We start from the raw sequence: 17,442 nt of genomic DNA, 5'->3' as shown, positions 1-17,442 counted from the left end.
ATCATGGATTGGCGCTCAGGCCGAGCCGCTTCACCAGCTTGCCCTGGCTGTCATAGCGCTGGCGCGCGAAGGCGGCGTAGTCGGTGCTGCTCAGGTAGGCGGTTTCCTGGTCGAACCGCTCCAGCATCTGCTGCATGGCCGGATCGTTCAGCGCCTTGCGGAAGGCGTCGTGCAGCACCTGCACCGCCTGCGGGTCCAGGTTGCGCGGCCCGGCGATGCCGAAGGGCGAGGTCGACACCATGTCCAGCCCCACGTCGCGCAGCGTGGGCACCGCGGGCCAGCGGCGCGAGCGCGCGGCGGTCCACAGCACCAGCCAGCGCGCCTTGCCGCTGTCGACGTAGGGCCCGATGCCGCCCGCGGTCACGCCCAGGTCGATATGCTGGCCCATCATCGCGGTGATGATCTCGGACTCGCCCTTGTACGGCACGTGGTTGAGGCGGATGCCGAGCTTCTGGCTGACCTCTTCCATGGTCACGTGCATGGTGCTGTTGGTGCCGGTGGTGCCGTAGCTGATCGCGCCGGGGCGCTTGCGCGCGTCTTCCACCATCTCCTGCCAGGACTTCCACGGCGCCTGCTCGCGCACCGCCACGCCCAGCGTGTAGCCGGTCAGGTGGATCACGTAGGTGAAATCCTGCATCGGGTCGAACTGGGTCTTCTGCAGGTGGGGCAGGCGGAACACCGGCTCCGGCATGATCGTCAGCGTGTAGCCGTCGGGTTTGGCGCGCGCCACCACGTTGGCGCCCAGCACGCCGGCCGCCCCCGGGCGGTTCTCCACCACCACGCGCTGGCCCAGCGTCTTGCTGGTGCCTTCGGCCAGCGTGCGCACCAGGGTGTCGGTGGCGCCGCCCGCGGCGAAAGGCACGATCAGCGTGACCGGCTGCGCCGGGAAGCCGCTGGCGTGCGCCTGGCGCGGTGCCAGTGCGCCCAGCGGCCCCAGCGCGCCGAGCCCCAGCAGGGCGAGCGTGCCGCGGCGGCGGCGGTCGTCGATGGCTTCGGCGGCCGTCCTGGCTATGCCCGTCTTCATTGCGCACCTCCTTCGGGATGGGATGGGGCCATCAGAACCAGCGCGTCGAGGGCCACGGCGCCCTGGCCGGCCTCGCGCACCAGCAGGGGATTCACTTCCATTTCCGCCAGGCCGTCGCCCAGCGCCATGGCGGCATCGGACAACCCGGCAATGGCGGCCACTGCGGCATCGATGTCGGCAGGCGGCTTGCCGCGGAAGCCGGTCATCAGCCGGTAGCCGCGCAGGCTGGCCAGCATCTCGCGCGCCATGTCGCGGTCCACCGGCAGCAGGCGGTGCGCCACGTCGTGGAAGATCTCGGTGAAGATGCCGCCCAGGCCTACCGTCATGGCCAGCCCGAAGACCGGGTCGCGCGTCACACCGACGATCAGCTCGCACACGCCGCCGGCCATCTTCTGCACCAGCACGCCGCGCTGGCGCGCCTGTGGCAGGGCGCGGGTGGCGGCGGCTACTACCTCGGCGGCCGCGGCCTGCACCTGCGCCGCATCGGCCAGGCCCAGCCGAACGCCGCCTATCTCGGTCTTGTGGGCGATGTCCGGGCTCAGCACCTTGACCGCCACGGGGTAACCGATGGCATCGGCGGCCGCCGCGGCTTCCTGCGGCGTGGCCGCAGCGGCTTCGGCGCCAACCGGTACGCCGAAACCTGACAGCCATTGCTTGGCCTGGTGTTCGTCCAGCGTCTCGGCGGGCAGGTAGCCGGCCGCGCCGGTGGTGGCCTGTTGGCGCAGCGCCATCCAATGCGCGGTTGGTGTTGCCGTGCCCAACCAGCCGACATAGGTACCCAGCGCCTTGGCCGCGCGCGCGCAGTCGGGGAACAGCGCGACGCCGGCGGCGGCCAGCTTCGCGCGGCTTGCGGGCTCGCCGGTGGTGGCGACCACGATCAGGCGGTTGGTCTGGCCGGCCACGGCGACCAGCTCGTCGGCCATGCGGTCGAGCAGGTAGGCAGTGGCGTAGAGGAAGATCGCGTCGATGCCGTCGGCGGCGGCCAGCTCGTTTAGCACCGCATGGGCCAGGCCCTCGCGGTTGAACAGTTGCCCGGTCATGTCGACCGGGTTGGCGGTGGCGCCGATCTCCGGCACCGCCGCCTGCAGGCGCTGTTGCACCCCTTCATCCAGGCGCGGCACTTCCAGCCCGGCGGCGCTAAGCAGGTCGGCGGAGAGCGCGCCCATCGCGCCGGAGACCGATGCCACTACCACGCGGCGCCCGGCGCTGCGCTGGCGGAAGCCCGCCAGATGGGCGAGGTCGGTCAGGTGCGTCGGATCGCTCGCCTGCATCGCGCCCAGCTGCGCAAACGCGGCGCGATAGATCGCCTGGTTGCCCGCCAGCACCGCGGTATGCGACTGCGTGGCGGACGAACCCGCCTCGCTCTCGCCCGCCTTGAGCACGATCAGCGGCTTGTCCGCGGCGCGCAGCCGGGCGGCGGCATTGATAAAGCGCGGCCCGTTGCGCAGCCCTTCCACGTAGCCGACCACGGCGCCGGTGTGCGCGTCGTCGGCCAGGTAGTCAAGGTAGTCGGCGTAGTCCAGGCAGGCTTCGTTCCCGGTATTGATGAACTGGTGGAAGCCCACGTCCATCTGGCGCCCGGTGGCGTAGACGATGGCGCAGACATTGCCGCTCTGCGTCAGCAGGCTGACGTGGCCGGGGCCGTCCTGCGGCGGGAAGGCGCGGAAGGTGGTGGCAAAGGCGGTGATGGCGCGCGTGGTCAGGTTGGCCAGGCCCATGCAGTTGGGGCCGGCGATGGCCATGCCGGTCTCGCGTGCAAAGGCGGTCAGCTCGGCCTGCCGCGCGGCGCCGGCCTCGCCCGCCTCGGCAAAGCCGGAGGCGTACAGGATCGCGGCGCGGATGCCGCGTGCGTGGCAGCGCCGCAGTTGCGGCAGCACCTCGTCGGCGCCCAGCGCCAGCACCGCCGCGTCGGGGGTGTGCGGCAGCGCTTCGATGTCGGGATAGCAGGCCAGCCCGGCGATTTCGGCATAGCGCGGGTTGACCGGGTAGACCGTGCCGCGATAGCCGAGGCGCTGCAGGTGGTCCAGCGCCACGCCGCCGATGCGGCTGGTGTCGCGCGAGGCGCCCACGATGGCGATCGAAGCGGGCTCGAGCAACAGGGACAGGGCGGTGCGGCTGGCGGTGCCGGCCGCGGCGGAAGGGGAAAGGCTCATTCGTTGTCTCCATCCTTCCCGTACCGGAAGGTGAGCCGATTCAAGCCGATTGCACCGGGCCGCGGCAAGCGCATGGGCGTGGACTGTGCACATTGTGAACAGCCGCCCATGATGACTGGCCTATGTCTCAGGTGCAGCCGGTGATGTGCGCCCGGCGCCGCTCCGTAGGGTGCGGCAGCGTGCGGTGTAGGACAAACACCCGGTGCGGAAAGGAATGGCACTGCTGCCGCGGCCACGGACCGCGGTATATGTTTGGAGGGTGCGGGCGCTGCACGCCGGCCGGCGTGTGCAGCCGCCCATCCCCGGCGCAGGGAGACCTTGACGGATGTTCCAGACGCTCTGCCATTCCCCGTTCGATGCCAGGCGGCCAGGCACCGCGGGCTGGCTCACGCGCCTGCGTCGGTTCGCTGCCCTCGCGCTGGTCTTCACGCTGGGGGCCGCCGCGATGGGTGGCTGCACCAGCCTGCCGGCCTCGGCACAGCGCACCCCCTCGACCGCGCCCGCCAACACGGCCAACACGTCGCTGGGCAAGGTGCTCACGCGGCGCCTGGCGCAGCATCCCGGCGAGTCGCTGTTCTATCCTCTCGCCTCCGGGCCCGACGCGCTGGCCGCGCGGCTGGCGATGGCGCGCGCCGCCGAGCGCAGCCTGGACCTGCAGACCTATATCTTCGAGCCCACCGGCACCGGCGCCGCGGTGCTGGGCGACATCATCGATGCAGCCGACCGCGGCGTGCGCGTGCGGCTGCTGCTGGACGACCTGAAAACCGGCGGACTGGACGAGGTCCTGTCGGCGGTCGATTCCCACCCCAATATCGAAGTGCGCCTGTTCAATCCGTTCGCCAACCGCAGCATGCGCTGGCTGGAAATGCTGGTGGGCTTCAAGCGGCTGGACCGGCGCATGCACAACAAGTCGATGACGGTGGACAACCAGATGTCGCTGGTGGGCGGGCGCAATGTCGGCGACGCCTACTTTTCCGCCCGCCCCGACATGGACTTCAGCGACCTGGACGTGCTGATCGCCGGGCCCGCGGTGCCGCAGGTGTCGGCCGTGTTCGACGAATACTGGAATGATGAGTCCTCGTACCCGGTCGTGGCGCTGATCCCCGCCGGCAAGGAGGCACCGGTCGAGATGCGCAACCTGCGCAAGCGGCTGGAGGCGCGCGGCGACCTCGCGAAAACCAGCCCCTATGTGCAGGAGTTGCTGGATTCCGGCCTGGCCAAGGGCATCGAGAGCGGCCACATGCCCGGCTACACCGGCAAGGCCACCGTGGTCTCCGACAAGGCCGCCAAGATCACGCACCAGACCGACGACGAGCCGGGCCATGCCACCGCCCGGCTCGAGAAAATGATCGGCAGCGCGCAGAAGGAGGTCCTGCTGATCTCACCGTACTTCGTGCCCGACGACGACGGCGAGGCATGGCTGATCGCGCTGGCCGGGAGCGGCATCCGCGTGCGCATCCTGACCAACTCGTTCGCCGCCACCGACGTGAGCGCGGTCCACGCTGGGTATGCGCCGCACCGCCAGGCGCTGGTGGCCGCCGGGGTAGAACTGTATGAGCTCAAGCCGAGCGCCTACGCGGAGCTTGCGGCTCGCGGCAAGTCCGCGCGCGGTTCGCGCTCGCGCTCGTGGCTGTCTTCCAGCCGCGCCAGCCTGCATGCCAAGAATTACATCGTTGACCGGCGCCTGGTGTTTATCGGCTCGCTCAACATGGACCCGCGCTCGGCCAAGCTCAATACCGAGATGGGCATCGTGCTGGACAGCCCCGCGCTGGCCGAACGCATGATCAAGTCCACCGAGGACGGGCTGCTCGACATGGCCTACCGCGTCGGGCTGCAGACCGATGGCGACGGCGGCAATCCGCGCCTGACCTGGACCACGCGCGAGAAAGGCCAGCTCACTGTCTATGACAGTGAACCCGACATGGGTCCGCTGCAGCATCTGGGCATCGGCGTGCTGCGTGTGCTCCCGATCAAGGAAGAGCTATAGACCCCCTGCGGCGCTGCCCGGCGCCTTTCCTGAACCGGGGTTTGGGGGTATGGTTTTCCGCTTCGTTGCGTGTGCAAAGGAGCTCCATGAAAGCCGCTGTCCTGCATCAACCCAAGACCCCGCTCGCGATCGAAGACGTTGCCATCGGCAAGCCTGGCCCGCGTGAAGTGCTGGTGCGCACCGCCGCCGTGGGCGTGTGCCATTCGGACCTGCACTTCCTCGATGGCGCCTACCCGTACCCGATGCCGGCTATCCTCGGCCACGAGGCCGCGGGTGTGGTCGAGCAGGTTGGCTCGGAAGTGCGAACGGTCAGGCCCGGCGATCACGTCATCACCTGCCTGTCGGCCTACTGCGGCCATTGCGAGCATTGCCTGACCGGCCACCTGTCGCTGTGCACCGAGCCCGATACGCGCCGCCGCGAGGGCGAGGCGCCGCGCCTGATGGCGCGCCAGGGCGGGCCGATGAACCAGTTCCTGAACCTGTCGGCGTTCGCCGAGCAGATGCTGATCCACGAACACGCGCTGGTGGCGATCCGCCGCGACATGCCGCTGGACCGCGCCGCGCTGATCGGCTGCGCGGTGACCACCGGCATGGGCGCGGTGATCCATACCGCCAAAGTCCAGCCGGGCGAAACCGTGGCCGTGATCGGCTGCGGCGGCATCGGGCTGGCCACGGTCAACAGCGCCGCGATTGCCGGCGCCGGGCGCATCATTGCCATCGATCGCGTGCCGGCCAAGCTGGAGCTGGCGCGCAAGTTCGGCGCTACCGATGTGATCGACGCAGGCAATGCCGACGTGCCCGACGCGGTGCGCACGCTGACCGGCGGCGGCGTGCACCACGCCTTCGAGGCCATCGGCCTGAAGCAGACTACCGAGCAGGCCTTCGCCATGCTGCGGCGCGGCGGCACGGCCACGGTGATCGGCATGATCGCGCCGGGCGTCAAGATCGAACTGAAGGGCAGTGATTTCCTTGCCGAGAAGCGCATCCAGGGCTCGCTGATGGGCTCCAACCGCTTCCCGGTGGACATGCCGCGCATGGTGGACTTCTACATGGCCGGCAAGCTGCACCTGGACGAGCTGATCGCGCAGCGCCTGCCGCTGGAACGCATCAACGACGCCTTCGACGAACTGCGCCGCGGCGAGCTGGCGCGCTCGGTCATCATGTTCGGGTAAGCCGGGCGCGGCTCAGGCGGCCGGACGCCAGCTGCCGTGGAAGCCGAACGGCACGCGGTGCGACAGGTGGACCAGCGCGACCGGGCCGGTCTCGATGGCACTGGCGTCGTAGACGGCGAGGTCGCTGCGATGCTCGGCGCCGCGGTACACCGTGGCCAGCAGCCAGCCGTCGCCTTCCGCGCTGTCCGGCGCGCGCAGCACGAACACGGGTTCGGACACGGCATCGCCCGCTGGCAACTGGTGCGTGCGGCGCGTGTTGGTGCGCAGGTCCAGGTGCACCAGCGTGTCATAGGTGCCGCGCTCCGTGGCTCCGTGCTGGCGCGATGCGAAATAACCGTGGCGGTAGGACCGTGTTGAAAAGCGTTCGTCGATGCGCGGGAATTCGCCGGGCATGTCGTCGATCCATGCGCGCGTGAAGCTGTCGGTGTTGCCGGCCAGGTCGAAGCTCCAGCGGCACAGGCGCGCGCGGTTGTCGGCGCCCTCCGCGGCGGCGTTGAACAGCGGCGCGCTCTCGTACTGCATCACGTCTGCAACGATGTGCTCGCCTTCTTCCCACGCATTCATCACGTGGAACACATAGCAGGGCTCGCCGCGGAACCAGCGCAGCTGCGCCGGGCTGCCGCCGCGCGGCATGATGCCGATATGCGTGCCCAGGTGCGGCTCCCACGCATAGGCGGGCTCGCCGCGCACGGCGCGTTCCATGCTGCCGGTCAGCGGCATGACCGGGAACAGCACATGGCGCTGCGTAACCATGAAGTCGTGGATCATGCTGGCGAAAGGCGCCTCGAAGTGTTCCAGCCGCGTTAGACGCCCGTCGCCGTCGACCACGCCGTAGCGCATGGTTTTCGTGAACGGCCCGGTGGCGGCATAGGCAAAGAACACCATCTCGCCGGTGACCGGGTCGATCTTGGGGTGCGCGGTCATGGCGCCGGGCAGCTTGCCGCCATAGCTGCAGTTGCCGCGCGTGGCCAGCGTGTGCGGGTCCATCTCGACCGGCAGGTCGGCTTCTTCCAGCGCCAGCAATTTGCCCGCATGCCAGACGATATGGGTGTTGGCGACGCCGTCTTCCTGCCCCTGCACCGACGGATCGGTGGTGCCCGGGTTGCCCCAGCTGCCGAACAGCGCGTGCCCGGCGGCGCGTTCGCGCCCGAACTTGTTGGTGCGCACCCAGCGGTTGTTGTAGCGCACGCGCCCGTCTTCGAGATGGAAGGCATGGACCATGCCGTCGCCGATAAACCAGTGGTACTGGTCGTCCCGCGGGGCATGCTGCGGGTTCGGGCCGTTGCGGTAGAGCGTGCCGTGCAGCGCGCGCGGCAGCTCGCCGCTGACGGGCAGGTCGTGTGCGTCGCACTCCATCAGGATCGGCGCGAAATTGCCGGCCAGGCAGGCGAGGGGCGGGAAGGGCTGGGTCATGGGGCGGGTCTCCGGCAACACATGTCGAAGATTAGTCGCCAGGCGCCGGGCCGGTGTAGGTCTTCAGGAGGGAATGCCTGGAAACCAGCCTGTAGCGTGCCGCCGGCCGCCTGCGCCATTGTTCGCCCTGTGGGACAATCGCGGCGCAAGCGCCCCCTTCCTGACGCCCACGCCGGAGCGGGACCGGCGGCGCTGCAACGACGAGGCGCCGCATGAAGACAATCGAATGGAAGGACTGGGAAATTTTCTGCCGCGTGGTAGAGGGCGGTGGCTTCACCCAGGGCGCCGAACTGGCTGAGGTTCCCAAGTCGTCCGCCAGCGCCGCGGTGGCGCGGCTGGAAAGCCAGCTCGGCATCCGCCTGTTCGAACGCACCACGCGCCGCGTGCGCGTGACCGAGCGCGGCCAGCGCCTGTACGAGCGCGTCGCGCCGCTGTTTGCCGAACTGCACGAGATCAGCGCCGAGGCCGCCTCGGTCAGCGCGGAAGTCAGCGGCCTGTTGCGCATCTCCACCCCGTATGAAGTCGGCTCGCAGCACCTGTCGGAAAGCCTGACGCGCCTGCTGCGCGCCCATCCTGCCCTGCGCGTGCAGGTCGACGTGAGCTGGGATCAGCCCGACCTGATCCGCCACGGCTATGACCTGGCGTTCGTGATGACCAATACCGGCCTGCACGACACCTCGTTCGCCAGCAAGCGCGTGGTGCTGATCGACCGCGGCTTCTTTGCCGCACCGGCGCTGATCCGTGCGCGCGGCCTGCCGCGCACGCCGCAGGACCTGCAAGGCTGGCCGACGCTGGGCCATCCCGAGGACAAGTATTGGGAATTCCTGCGCGACGGCGTGGAGATCGCGCGCGTGGATGTCGAACCCCGCATCTGCACGCACAACGCCGAATTGCGGATGAAGGCGGCCATCGACGGCCTGGGCGTGGTGCGGCTGTCGCCGCGCCTCGTGCAGGACCAGGTCGGGGAGGGGCAGCTGGTGCGGGTGCTGCCGGCCTATACCTCGTCGCCGCTCAAGGTCTATGTGCTGATGCCGGCGCGCAAGCTGATGCCGGCCAGCGTGCGGGTGTTCCTGGACGTGCTGGAACAGACCCTGGGGGTGCCCGACGCGCGCCGGCCGGCGCCGCGCAAGCGGGAGACGACGGCGCCGTAATGCCTGAGGTCCGGCCTATGCGGCTTCGACACCCGCGAGCAGCACCAGGTCAGCAATGGCCTTGCCTCCGGCCGAGATATGGGTACGCATGGCCTCCGCCGCAGCATCCGGATTGCCGGCGACCACCGCCTCGACCACATAGCCGTGCTCCCGATATGAACTCGGCACGCGCGCATCGTTGATCAGCCCCTTCTGCTGCCAGTAGATCGCCAGCCGCCGGCGCAGCTGGACGATCTGCTCGGACAGGAACGGGTTTGCCGCGGCCTGGTACAGCACGTCGTGGAACTTGCGGTTCGCCTCGATGTAGCCCGCCGTATCGCCTGCCGCCACATGCAGTCCGGCGGCCTCGTGTGCCTGCGCGAGTACCTTCTTGCCCGCCGGCGAAATCCTTTGCGTCGCCAGCCGGGCCACCACCCCTTCCATTTCCGCGAGGGTCTCGAACATGGCCACCAGCTCAGCGGCGCTGGGCTTGTGCACGAACATGCCAGCGCGCGGCACGATCGTGATGAGCCCCTGCGCGGCCAGCATCAGCAGCGCTTCCCGAACCGGGGTCCGCGAGCTGTCGAACTTGTCGGCCAGCGCTTTCTCGTCAATCTGCGCGCCCGGGCGCAAGGCGCCGGTCTGGATGGCGGAAACGACGCTTTCTCTAATCTGGTCTTGTAGCGATTGCACGGGTATACACCTGTTTGTCCCATATCAGAAATATCTGTAGGCTTCATGAATATATCAGATGGCCTATGGAGATATTACGGGATGGATGATAACGCACCACTGCTGACTTTTGACGGTCCGGTCGCAACGATCTGCCTGCGTCGCCCGGAAGTCGCCAATCGCCTCAGTCCCGGCGACCTCGGGCGGCTGCGCGAGCACATCGACGCAGTCAATGCGATGGAACGGGTGCTGGTGCTCCGCTTTGTCAGCTCGGGCAAATATTTCTGCAGCGGCTATGACATCGGCGCCCTCGCCGGCAAGTCGGACGAAGGCGCCCTGAACTTCGGCGAGGTCATGGACGCCATCGAGGCGGCCCGCCCCGTCACCATCGCGGCCATCAACGGCGGCGTGTATGGCGGCGCTACGGATCTCTGCCTGGCGTGCGACTTCCGTATCGGCGTACCCGGCTGCGACATGTTCATGCCGGCGGCGCGGCTGGGCCTGCACTTCTATCGCGGCGGCATGGAACGCTATGTGTCCCGGCTGGGATTGAACGCCGCCAAGCGCCTGTTCCTTACGGCAGACAAGATCGATGCGCGGGAGATGCTGCGCATCGGCTTCCTCACCGAAATCGTTGACCCCCCGATGCTGCAGGCTCGCGTGGACGAACTGTCCAGCCAGCTTGCCGGCATGGCGCCGATCGCCCTGCTGGGAATGAAGACACACCTGAACGCCATTTCCCGTGGCGCGCTCGATGCCGACGCGCTGCAGCGGGACATGCATCGCTCGGAAACCTCCGCGGACCTCCGCGAAGGCGCGACTGCGTGGAAAGAAAAACGCAAGCCGGTATTCAACGGAAAGTAGCACCACAGCTACGGAGGAGACGACCCCATGACGACGACCGCAATCCACCTGGCGGCGCTGGCCGCATTGGCACTGGCCGTGTCGGCCCACGCCGCGCCGGTTGACTACCCGACCAAGCCCATCCGCCTGGTGATTGGCTTCCCCGCCGGTGGCGGCGCCGACAACACGGCGCGCCTGTATGGCGACGCGCTCAGCCGCGAGCTGGGCCAGCCCGTGATTGTGGACAACAAGCCCGGCGCCGGCACCACCATTGCCGCGGAGTTCGCCGCCAAGGCGCCGCCGGACGGCTATACCCTCTACATCGCCACGGCCAGCCTGATGGGCGGCGACAAGGTGCTCTACAAGAACATCAGGTACCAGCCTTCGGACTTCATCCCGATTACCCGGCTGGTGGCGGCGCCGATGATCCTCGCGGTCAACAAGGACACCGGCATCAGGAATGTGGCCGAGCTGGTGGCGCGGGCCAAGGCGCAACCGGGGGCGCTTAACTACTCCTCTTCCGGCAACGGCGTGATTACCCACCTGGCCGGCGTCCAGTTCACCAGGCTGGCCGGCGTGCAGATGACGCACGTGCCCTTCAAGGGCGGGGCGCCGTCGGCGCAGGCGGTCGCTGCCGGCGACGTGCAGCTGACCTTTGGCACCGCACCGTCGGTCAAGCCGATGATCGACACGGGCAAGGTCGTCGCCATCGCCGTGACCTCCGGCCAGCGCTCGCCGGCCAACCCGCAGTTGCCGACCATCGCCGAAGGCGGGGTCAAGGGCTATGACCTGTCAGCCTGGTATGGACTGTTTGCCCCGGCAAAGACTCCCCCGGAGATCATCGACAAGCTGTTCGCCGCGACCAGGAAAGTCATGGCGGATCCCGAACTGAAAAAGCGGTTCCTGGCGCAAGGCGATGAGGTCTCGGTATCGGGCTCGGTGGCGGAGTTCCGCGAGTACGCGGCGCGCGAAGGCAGGCTCGGTGTCGACCTGGCGGTCTCGAGCGGCGCAAAGATCGACTAAACCACGGAGAGCGTAATGACAACAGCAAGTGGCCAACTCCCCCTCGCGGGACTGACCGTGGTGGACCTGACACGGGTGCTCGCCGGCCCGTACTGCACGATGATGCTTGCCGATCTGGGCGCGCGGGTGATCAAGATCGAGAACCCGGCCGGCGGCGACGATTCGCGGCAGGTCGGCCCGTTCGTCGACGGCGAGTCGGCCTACTTCGCGTCGATCAACCGGAACAAGGAATCGATCGCGCTCGACCTCAAGAACCCCGACGACCGCAAGGTGCTTGACCGCATGCTCGCCACGGCGGACGTGCTGGTGGAGAACTTCCGCGCCGGCGTCATGGAGAAGCTGGGGTACACCTGGGAAGCCCTGCACGCCCGCTACCCGCGGCTGGTCTATGCCTCGATATCCGGCTTCGGGCAGACCGGCCCGTATCGCGCCCGCCCGGCCTACGACATGGTGGTGCAGGCCATGGGCGGGCTGATGAGCGTGACCGGCGAGGCGGGCGGCAATCCGGCGCGGGTGGGCGTTTCCATTGGCGATATCGGGGCCGGCCTGTATGCGACCATCGGCATCCAGTCGGCGCTGCTCGAGCGGGTGCAAACCGGCCTCGGCGAACGGGTCGACATTTCCATGCTCGATTGCCAGGTCGCACTGCTGGAAAACCCGATTGCCCGCTATTCCGCGACCGGGGGCGTGCCCAAGCCACTCGGCACCCGGCACCCGTCGATTACCCCGTTCGACATGTTCGCCACCAGCGATGGCTTTATCGTCATCGCGGTCGGCAACGACGCCTTGTTCGCGAAGCTCTGCGACGCGCTCGGCCGTGGCGAATGGGCGCAGGAAGAACGCTTCGCTACCGTGCCGGCGCGCAACGAGCACCATGTCGCGCTCAAAGCCTGCCTGGAACAGCGGCTCGCCGACGCGTCCACGGCCGAATGGGAGGCGGTCCTTGAAGCCGCGGGCGTGCCGCATGGCCCGATGAACAGCGTGCCGCAGCTGGTCAGCAATCCGCATGTCCAGTCGCGCGGGATGATCCTCGATATCGGCATTGGCGACGGCAAGGCGCTGCAGGTGGCCGGCAACCCGGTCAAGATCGGGACGGTCGAGGCGCTTTCAGGGGTACGGAACCCGCCTGCGCTGGACCAGGACCGGGAGCGGCTGCTGGCGGAGTTCTGCGGCTGACGGGCGGACGGACCCGCGCGCCTCAGTACGGCTGGTCCGCCGGCCGGATCTCGAAGCGCAGCGTCTCCGCGATATCCAGCATCTCCTCATCGTCCTCGCTGCGCGTGATCCACCCGCCGTAAGTGTCGCCGTCGGTGTCCCATTGCCACAGCGTATAGCCGGCCACGCGCAGCTGGTTGTGCGCCGCCTCCATCAGCTCCGGCACGCTGGTGCCCTCCAGGAAGGCCTCGTCCTCGGGATCGTCCGTGCCCCAGTCGAGTTCCAGGTCCATCCGCTCGCACAGCTGGTTCAGGCAGCCGATAAAGGACTGGCAGTCCTTCCAGTCGACAAAGAAGCCGGACTGCCAGTCGATGACCTCGCGGATCACCCAGAGCAGTTCCTGGCCGTCGGTGTCATCGTCCTCGGCGTCGAGCAATGCATCCTCGAACATCGCCAGCTGCGCCGAGGTCTGCGCGCTGTCGCCAAGATTGATAAGGGCGAAGAAACGCGCGATGGCGTCCTGCGTGTCGTCGTCCAGTGATGTGGCCATGATCGTCTCCTGAGGCTGCGCGGTCTGCTATGCCGCGATGCGCATGATCTCGCGTTGGCCGGCCGGTGTCACGCGCAGCGCACGCGAGGTGCGCGTGGTCTCCACCCAGCCGCGCTCCAGCAGGCTGCCCAGCAGCGCCGCGCCCAGCGCGCCGCCCAGGTGCGGCTTGCGTTCGCTCCAGTCCGGGCAGGTGCAGGCGAACTGCCGCCGCTTGCGCCGCGCCGCGTCCACGTCGATGCCCAGCCCGGCCAACGCCTGCGCGCCGTCGCCGCCCAGCTCCACGCGCTGCGCGGCCAGCACCAGCCAGCCGGAACGGGTCATCCGCTCGAACAGGCCCACCGCCAGCTCGCCCGCCAGGTGGTCATAGCAGGTGCGCGCCTGGCGCAGCGCCGCCGGTGCCGTGCGCGATACCGACACGTCGCGCAGCCTTGGCGGCTTGCTGGCCAGCGAGGCCGACGCCAGCGCCTCGATCGCTACGCCGATCTCGGGCGCGGCCAGCCGGTAGTAGCGGTTGCGCCCGCGCGTCTCCACCACCAGCAGGCCGCCCTCGCTCAACCGCGCCAGGTGGCCGCTGGTCGATGACGCCGACAGGCCGGCGATCAGTGCCAGTTCGCCCGCCGGGCGCGCACTGCCATCCATCAGCGCCCACAGCATGGCCGCGCGGCCGGGATCGGCGAGCAGGCCCGCCAGCTGGCTGATGCCGGGTGCGTAATCCATGGTTTGGCTCCGGGTGAAATGTGTAATGCGGAGTATAGAGCCGGGATGGGGTTGTTGACCTCGGGGAATAAAGTCCTTCCAAGGGAATAAAGTGCTTGCAGCGGGAATAACAGTTTTACCGAATCAACACCCATCGGCCGAGGCTCGGCTTGCGACATATCGGTGGCCCGGGAATGTACGAGAGTTGCAGCTTGCGAGCATGTGCGCGCCAAAATCTGCTGGCGCTGTCATTAAAGATTCACGATGCATGTGCACCACAGCGGAGTCGACAGAACTATACTTTCATTTCCATTATGCTAGAGATGTGGAATCGTGTGTTTGTCGCATTGCGTCATTGCGTTGGAGGGTAACCAAACATGAGGAAGCAAGCCTTCAGGCTCGTGGTGGGCGCTATCATCCTCGCGGCTGCCGCTGGCGCGGCTCGCGCAACCGAAGTAACGGGTGCGGGCTCAACCTTTGTCTACCCTATCCTTTCTAAATGGTCATCGGACTACGAGCAGGTGTTCGGCCACAAAATCAACTATCAGTCCGTCGGGTCTAGCGCAGGTATTGCACACATCAAAGCCGCCACAGTCGACTTTGGTGCCAGCGACATGCCGCTATCGGCCAACGGGTTGGCTTCCTTGGGGATAGGGCAGTTTCCTTTCGTCATTGGAGGCGTAGTACCCGTGGTCAACATCGACAGCGTGGTTCCTGGCAAGATTCGCTTCACCGGACCACTGCTAGCCGACATATACCTCGGAAAAATCACGATGTGGAACGACCCGGCGCTCGCGAAAGTGAACCCCGGCTTAGCGCTCCCAGCGGCAAAGATTACGGTGGTGCATCGCTCGGACGGCTCCGGTACGACATTCAACTGGGTGAACTATCTGACGAAGGTCAGCCCCGAATGGAAAAGTCGGGTCGGGGAAGGTACCGCGGTGGACTGGCCTACTGGCGTTGGCGGCAAGGGCAATGAAGGTGTTGCTGCCTATGTGAACCGGCAGAAGAATTCTATTGGCTACGTCGAGTTTGCCTATGCGCGGCAGCAGAAGATGGCATATGGTGTGGTGCAGAATCGGGCTGGCAATTTCATTGAACCCAGTGCCAAGGCGTTCCAGGCGGCTGCGGTCACCGCTGACTGGTCAAAATCGAAAGATTTCGAACTGGTGATGACGGATGCCAGTGAGCTAAAGTCGAAACTGGTGTACGGGCGGGGAATTTGAGGCGCGGAGTAGAGGGCGGTGGAGCTTTCCGCTGAGAATCTGATTGTCGAGATCGGAAACCAGCACAAGAAAGGTCCACCATGAGCAAGGATAAAGGGAAAGAAGCAGTCGGTCTATCGGAAATCGGGCTTGGGCTCGAGGAGCTGATCAGGCGCGGGGCTCGGCGGGTCATCCAGGAGGCGATTGAAGTGGAGCTGGCAGAGCTGCTTGAGCAGTTCAGTAATGTCAAGACGTTGAGCGGGCAGCGCGCCGTGGTTCGCAATGGCTACCTCCCGGAGCGCGAGGTGCTGACGGGGGCCGGCCCGATTGCCGTGAAGGTGCCCAAGGTGCGCGATCGGTCCGGGTCTGGCGTGAAGTTCAACTCGGCGATCGTGCCGCCGTATGTGAGGAAGTCGCCGCGGGTGAGTGCAGCGCTGCCCTGGCTGTATCTGAAGGGAGTATCGACAGGCGACATGAGCGAGGCGTTGTCGGTGCTGCTTGGTGAGGATGCCAAAGGGCTATCGGCCAACGTGGTGAGCCGATTGAAGGCGCAGTGGGCAGACGAGCATGCGAGCTGGAATCAGCGTGATCTGTCGGCGGCGCGCCATGTGTATTGGTGGGTGGACGGCATCCACACGGGTCTGCGTAGCGAGGGATCGGACGGGCAATGCCTGCTGGTCATCATCGGCGTTACGCCAGACGGCAGGAAGGAGCGCGTGGCGATCGGTGACGGCTATCGGGAATCGAAGGCATCGTGGGTGGAAGTACTGTTGGACCTGAAATCCCGCGGCCTGCAGGCTGGCCCGCTGGCGGCGGTCGGCGATGGCGCCATGGGATTCTGGGCTGCCCTGGAGGAGGTGTTCCCGGCCACGCGCGCCCAGCGTTGCTGGTTCCACAAGATGGGCAATGTCCTGAACGCCTTGCCCAAGTCCCAGCACGGCCGCGCCAAGGCAGATCTGCAGGCGATTTGGATGGCGGCCACCAGGGCAGATGCCTATGCTGCCTTCGATCGCTTTGCGACGATCTACGGCGCCAAGTACCCCAAGGCCACCGGCGTGCTCACCAAGGACCGAGACAGCCTGCTGACCTTCTACGACTTCCCGGCCGAGCACTGGCAGCACATCCGCACGACCAACGCGATTGAGTCGACCTTCGCGACCGTGCGTCACCGCACGACGCGCACGCGCAATTGCGTGTCACGAGCGACTTTCCTTGGCCTGGCCTTCAAGCTGATCGAGGAAGCCGAGAAAACATGGCGCCGCATCAAAGGTGCCGAACACATCGAACTGCTCTTGAAGGGCGTCCCCTTCAAGGACGGTGCCCCGGCGCAAGACAATCCGCCGGTTCAGCAGAAACTCGCCGCCTGACGACCGGCCACGATCAACCTTCATACACCAGATTTGACTTTATCTCGATGCCAGTGGCCCGGAGGCTTACCCGATTACCGCAACGGTCTTCATCCTCATGCGCAAGCAGCCGAAGAGTGCAGCCAAGTCCAAGGTTGCGCTGGAGTTCTTCAAATGGACCTTTGAGAACGGGCAAAAACAAGCCGAGGCGTTGGACTATGTTCCATTGCCTGCGGCTCTGGTCGCTCAAATTGAGTCTTACTGGTTGACTAGTTTCAAGTTCTAACGCGGATGATTTCCAAGACTCTGCGCGCGCACCAAGGAGTCAGCGCCGGGTATCGGCCTGCGCGGTCATTGTTTCTGCGCCTCCTGCTCAAGGGCCTCCTGTGTGAGGTGTCGGACGTCAGTGCCCTTGACGATATAGATGGTGAACTCGGCGATGTTTGTGGCGTGGTCACCGATGCGCTCGATAGCCTTGGCGATGAAGAGGTAGTCCAGCGATACTGATATCAGCTTCGGGTCTTCCATCATGTAGCGCATGAGCTTGCGGACGAAGCCTCGAAACTCCTCATCCAGGGCCGGGTCCTTCCGACCTATCATTGCTGCCTCACTCGCATCAAGCCTTGCAAAGGCATCCAGGGCCTTGTGCAGCATTTCAACAGCCAGTGCGGCCGAGACGCGGACCTCTGAAAAGTCGATGGTGGAATGCGAGACTTGGCCAATGATGCGCTTCGCGCGCTTTGCAATTTTGTAGGCTTCGTCCCCGACACGCTCCAAGTTCGTGATGGTCTTGGATATCGCCATGAGTAATCGCAAGTCGCGCGCAGTGGGCTGGCGGCGGGCAATGATATAGCTGCAATGGGCATCTATCTCAATCTCCTGCCGATTGACACGTTGTTCCGCTGCGATGACGTCATCAGCAATGGCTATGTCGAAGGTCTCCAACGCGCGGATAGCCGATTGAACCTGTGCCTCGACCAGTCCACCCATCAGCAAAACTTCCGTGGAAATATCGGTGAGGTCGGTTTCAAACTGGCTGGACAAATGCTTCTCGGTCATACTGCTTCCCCAAG

General features: G+C 66.5%; 16 protein-coding genes. 9 read left to right on the top strand and 7 right to left on the bottom strand.

Going from position 1 to position 17,442, the window contains the following annotated elements; genetic code table 11:
- Position 1: 1 nt before the first annotated feature.
- Positions 2-1,024, bottom strand: a complete 1,023-nt coding sequence (locus AC10V3_RS33760) for a tripartite tricarboxylate transporter substrate binding protein (protein WP_490923963.1) — start codon at positions 1,022-1,024, stop codon at positions 2-4.
- A complete protein-coding gene (locus AC10V3_RS33755; protein ID WP_022539763.1) occupies positions 1,021-3,177 on the bottom strand; it encodes an acetate--CoA ligase family protein in 2,157 nt (718 codons plus the stop codon). Before AC10V3_RS33755 ends, AC10V3_RS33760 begins: the two co-directional genes overlap by 4 nt.
- Positions 3,178-3,502: 325 nt before the next feature.
- Here AC10V3_RS33755 and AC10V3_RS33750 point away from each other — a divergent pair, with 325 nt between their 5' ends.
- The gene (locus AC10V3_RS33750; protein ID WP_490923962.1) at positions 3,503-5,164 is read left to right on the top strand and encodes a phospholipase D family protein; all 1,662 of its coding nucleotides are present in this window, start codon (positions 3,503-3,505) and stop codon (positions 5,162-5,164) included.
- An 86-nt stretch (positions 5,165-5,250) separates the two neighbouring features.
- Positions 5,251-6,336 carry a Zn-dependent alcohol dehydrogenase gene (locus tag AC10V3_RS33745; RefSeq protein ID WP_454753481.1) on the top strand — a complete coding sequence of 362 codons (1,086 nt, stop codon included), beginning with the start codon at positions 5,251-5,253 and terminating at the stop codon, positions 6,334-6,336.
- A gap of 12 nt (positions 6,337-6,348) precedes the next feature.
- Here AC10V3_RS33745 and AC10V3_RS33740 read toward each other — a convergent pair whose 3' ends face one another.
- Positions 6,349-7,749, bottom strand: coding sequence for a carotenoid oxygenase family protein (locus tag AC10V3_RS33740; protein WP_490923961.1), 1,401 nt, complete (start codon positions 7,747-7,749; stop codon positions 6,349-6,351).
- 212 nt (positions 7,750-7,961) lie between these two features.
- Here AC10V3_RS33740 and AC10V3_RS33735 point away from each other — a divergent pair, with 212 nt between their 5' ends.
- Positions 7,962-8,900, top strand: coding sequence for a LysR family transcriptional regulator (locus tag AC10V3_RS33735; protein ID WP_454753480.1), 939 nt, complete (start codon positions 7,962-7,964; stop codon positions 8,898-8,900).
- Positions 8,901-8,915: 15 nt separating this feature from the next.
- Here AC10V3_RS33735 and AC10V3_RS33730 read toward each other — a convergent pair whose 3' ends face one another.
- Positions 8,916-9,572, bottom strand: a complete 657-nt coding sequence (locus AC10V3_RS33730; protein ID WP_022539758.1) for a GntR family transcriptional regulator — start codon at positions 9,570-9,572, stop codon at positions 8,916-8,918.
- Between the two features lie 81 nt (positions 9,573-9,653).
- On the opposite strand from AC10V3_RS33730, the gene AC10V3_RS33725 reads away from it, so the two are divergent.
- The 3 genes from AC10V3_RS33725 to AC10V3_RS33715 are packed head-to-tail and all read left to right on the top strand — an operon-like array spanning position 9,654 to position 12,593.
- Positions 9,654-10,415 (top strand): enoyl-CoA hydratase/isomerase family protein, encoded by a 762-nt coding sequence (locus AC10V3_RS33725; protein ID WP_022539757.1) that lies wholly within the window; start codon positions 9,654-9,656, stop codon positions 10,413-10,415.
- 27 nt (positions 10,416-10,442) lie between these two features.
- Entirely contained in the window at positions 10,443-11,417 is a 975-nt protein-coding gene (locus AC10V3_RS33720) for a tripartite tricarboxylate transporter substrate binding protein (RefSeq protein ID WP_022539756.1), read from the top strand.
- Between the two features lie 15 nt (positions 11,418-11,432).
- A complete protein-coding gene (locus tag AC10V3_RS33715; RefSeq protein ID WP_022539755.1) occupies positions 11,433-12,593 on the top strand; it encodes a CaiB/BaiF CoA transferase family protein in 1,161 nt (386 codons plus the stop codon).
- 22 nt (positions 12,594-12,615) lie between these two features.
- On the opposite strand, the gene AC10V3_RS33710 is transcribed toward AC10V3_RS33715, so the two are convergent.
- Together AC10V3_RS33710 and AC10V3_RS33705 are read right to left on the bottom strand one after the other, a co-directional pair.
- Positions 12,616-13,122 (bottom strand): DUF6630 family protein, encoded by a 507-nt coding sequence (locus AC10V3_RS33710; RefSeq protein WP_022539754.1) that lies wholly within the window; start codon positions 13,120-13,122, stop codon positions 12,616-12,618.
- Positions 13,123-13,149: 27 nt separating this feature from the next.
- Positions 13,150-13,839 (bottom strand): ArsR/SmtB family transcription factor, encoded by a 690-nt coding sequence (locus tag AC10V3_RS33705; protein ID WP_022539753.1) that lies wholly within the window; start codon positions 13,837-13,839, stop codon positions 13,150-13,152.
- 356 nt (positions 13,840-14,195) lie between these two features.
- Between AC10V3_RS33705 and pstS the strand changes: the two genes are divergently transcribed.
- The 3 genes from pstS (at position 14,196) to AC10V3_RS33690 (ending at position 16,655) form a co-directional block, all read left to right on the top strand.
- A complete protein-coding gene (gene pstS / locus AC10V3_RS33700) occupies positions 14,196-15,044 on the top strand; it encodes a phosphate ABC transporter substrate-binding protein PstS (protein WP_490923960.1) in 849 nt (282 codons plus the stop codon).
- 80 nt (positions 15,045-15,124) lie between these two features.
- Positions 15,125-16,390, top strand: coding sequence for an IS256 family transposase (locus AC10V3_RS33695; protein ID WP_022540107.1), 1,266 nt, complete (start codon positions 15,125-15,127; stop codon positions 16,388-16,390).
- 97 nt (positions 16,391-16,487) lie between these two features.
- The gene (locus AC10V3_RS33690) at positions 16,488-16,655 is read left to right on the top strand and encodes a hypothetical protein (protein WP_490923959.1); all 168 of its coding nucleotides are present in this window, start codon (positions 16,488-16,490) and stop codon (positions 16,653-16,655) included.
- A gap of 65 nt (positions 16,656-16,720) precedes the next feature.
- On the opposite strand, the gene phoU is transcribed toward AC10V3_RS33690, so the two are convergent.
- On the bottom strand, positions 16,721-17,428 hold the full coding sequence (gene phoU, locus AC10V3_RS33685) for a phosphate signaling complex protein PhoU (protein WP_022539751.1): 708 nt from the start codon (positions 17,426-17,428) through the stop codon (positions 16,721-16,723).
- Positions 17,429-17,442: the final 14 nt, after the last annotated feature.

This window comes from Cupriavidus sp. PB-02 (genome assembly GCF_058252315.1).
The sequence above is the reverse complement of the archived record's forward strand: the minus strand, read 5'-3'. Positions and strand labels throughout refer to the sequence as shown.

Coding starts and splice junctions, on each gene's coding strand:
- AC10V3_RS33760 (WP_490923963.1), bottom strand. CDS start 1,024: ATGAAGACGGGCATAGCCAGGACGGCCGCCGAAGCCATCGACGACCGC.
- AC10V3_RS33755 (WP_022539763.1), bottom strand. CDS start 3,177: ATGAGCCTTTCCCCTTCCGCCGCGGCCGGCACCGCCAGCCGCACCGCC.
- AC10V3_RS33750 (WP_490923962.1), top strand. CDS start 3,503: ATGTTCCAGACGCTCTGCCATTCCCCGTTCGATGCCAGGCGGCCAGGC.
- AC10V3_RS33745 (WP_454753481.1), top strand. CDS start 5,251: ATGAAAGCCGCTGTCCTGCATCAACCCAAGACCCCGCTCGCGATCGAA.
- AC10V3_RS33740 (WP_490923961.1), bottom strand. CDS start 7,749: ATGACCCAGCCCTTCCCGCCCCTCGCCTGCCTGGCCGGCAATTTCGCG.
- AC10V3_RS33735 (WP_454753480.1), top strand. CDS start 7,962: ATGAAGACAATCGAATGGAAGGACTGGGAAATTTTCTGCCGCGTGGTA.
- AC10V3_RS33725 (WP_022539757.1), top strand. CDS start 9,654: ATGGATGATAACGCACCACTGCTGACTTTTGACGGTCCGGTCGCAACG.
- AC10V3_RS33720 (WP_022539756.1), top strand. CDS start 10,443: ATGACGACGACCGCAATCCACCTGGCGGCGCTGGCCGCATTGGCACTG.
- AC10V3_RS33715 (WP_022539755.1), top strand. CDS start 11,433: ATGACAACAGCAAGTGGCCAACTCCCCCTCGCGGGACTGACCGTGGTG.
- AC10V3_RS33710 (WP_022539754.1), bottom strand. CDS start 13,122: ATGGCCACATCACTGGACGACGACACGCAGGACGCCATCGCGCGTTTC.
- AC10V3_RS33705 (WP_022539753.1), bottom strand. CDS start 13,839: ATGGATTACGCACCCGGCATCAGCCAGCTGGCGGGCCTGCTCGCCGAT.
- pstS (WP_490923960.1), top strand. CDS start 14,196: ATGAGGAAGCAAGCCTTCAGGCTCGTGGTGGGCGCTATCATCCTCGCG.
- AC10V3_RS33695 (WP_022540107.1), top strand. CDS start 15,125: ATGAGCAAGGATAAAGGGAAAGAAGCAGTCGGTCTATCGGAAATCGGG.
- AC10V3_RS33690 (WP_490923959.1), top strand. CDS start 16,488: ATGCGCAAGCAGCCGAAGAGTGCAGCCAAGTCCAAGGTTGCGCTGGAG.
- phoU (WP_022539751.1), bottom strand. CDS start 17,428: ATGACCGAGAAGCATTTGTCCAGCCAGTTTGAAACCGACCTCACCGAT.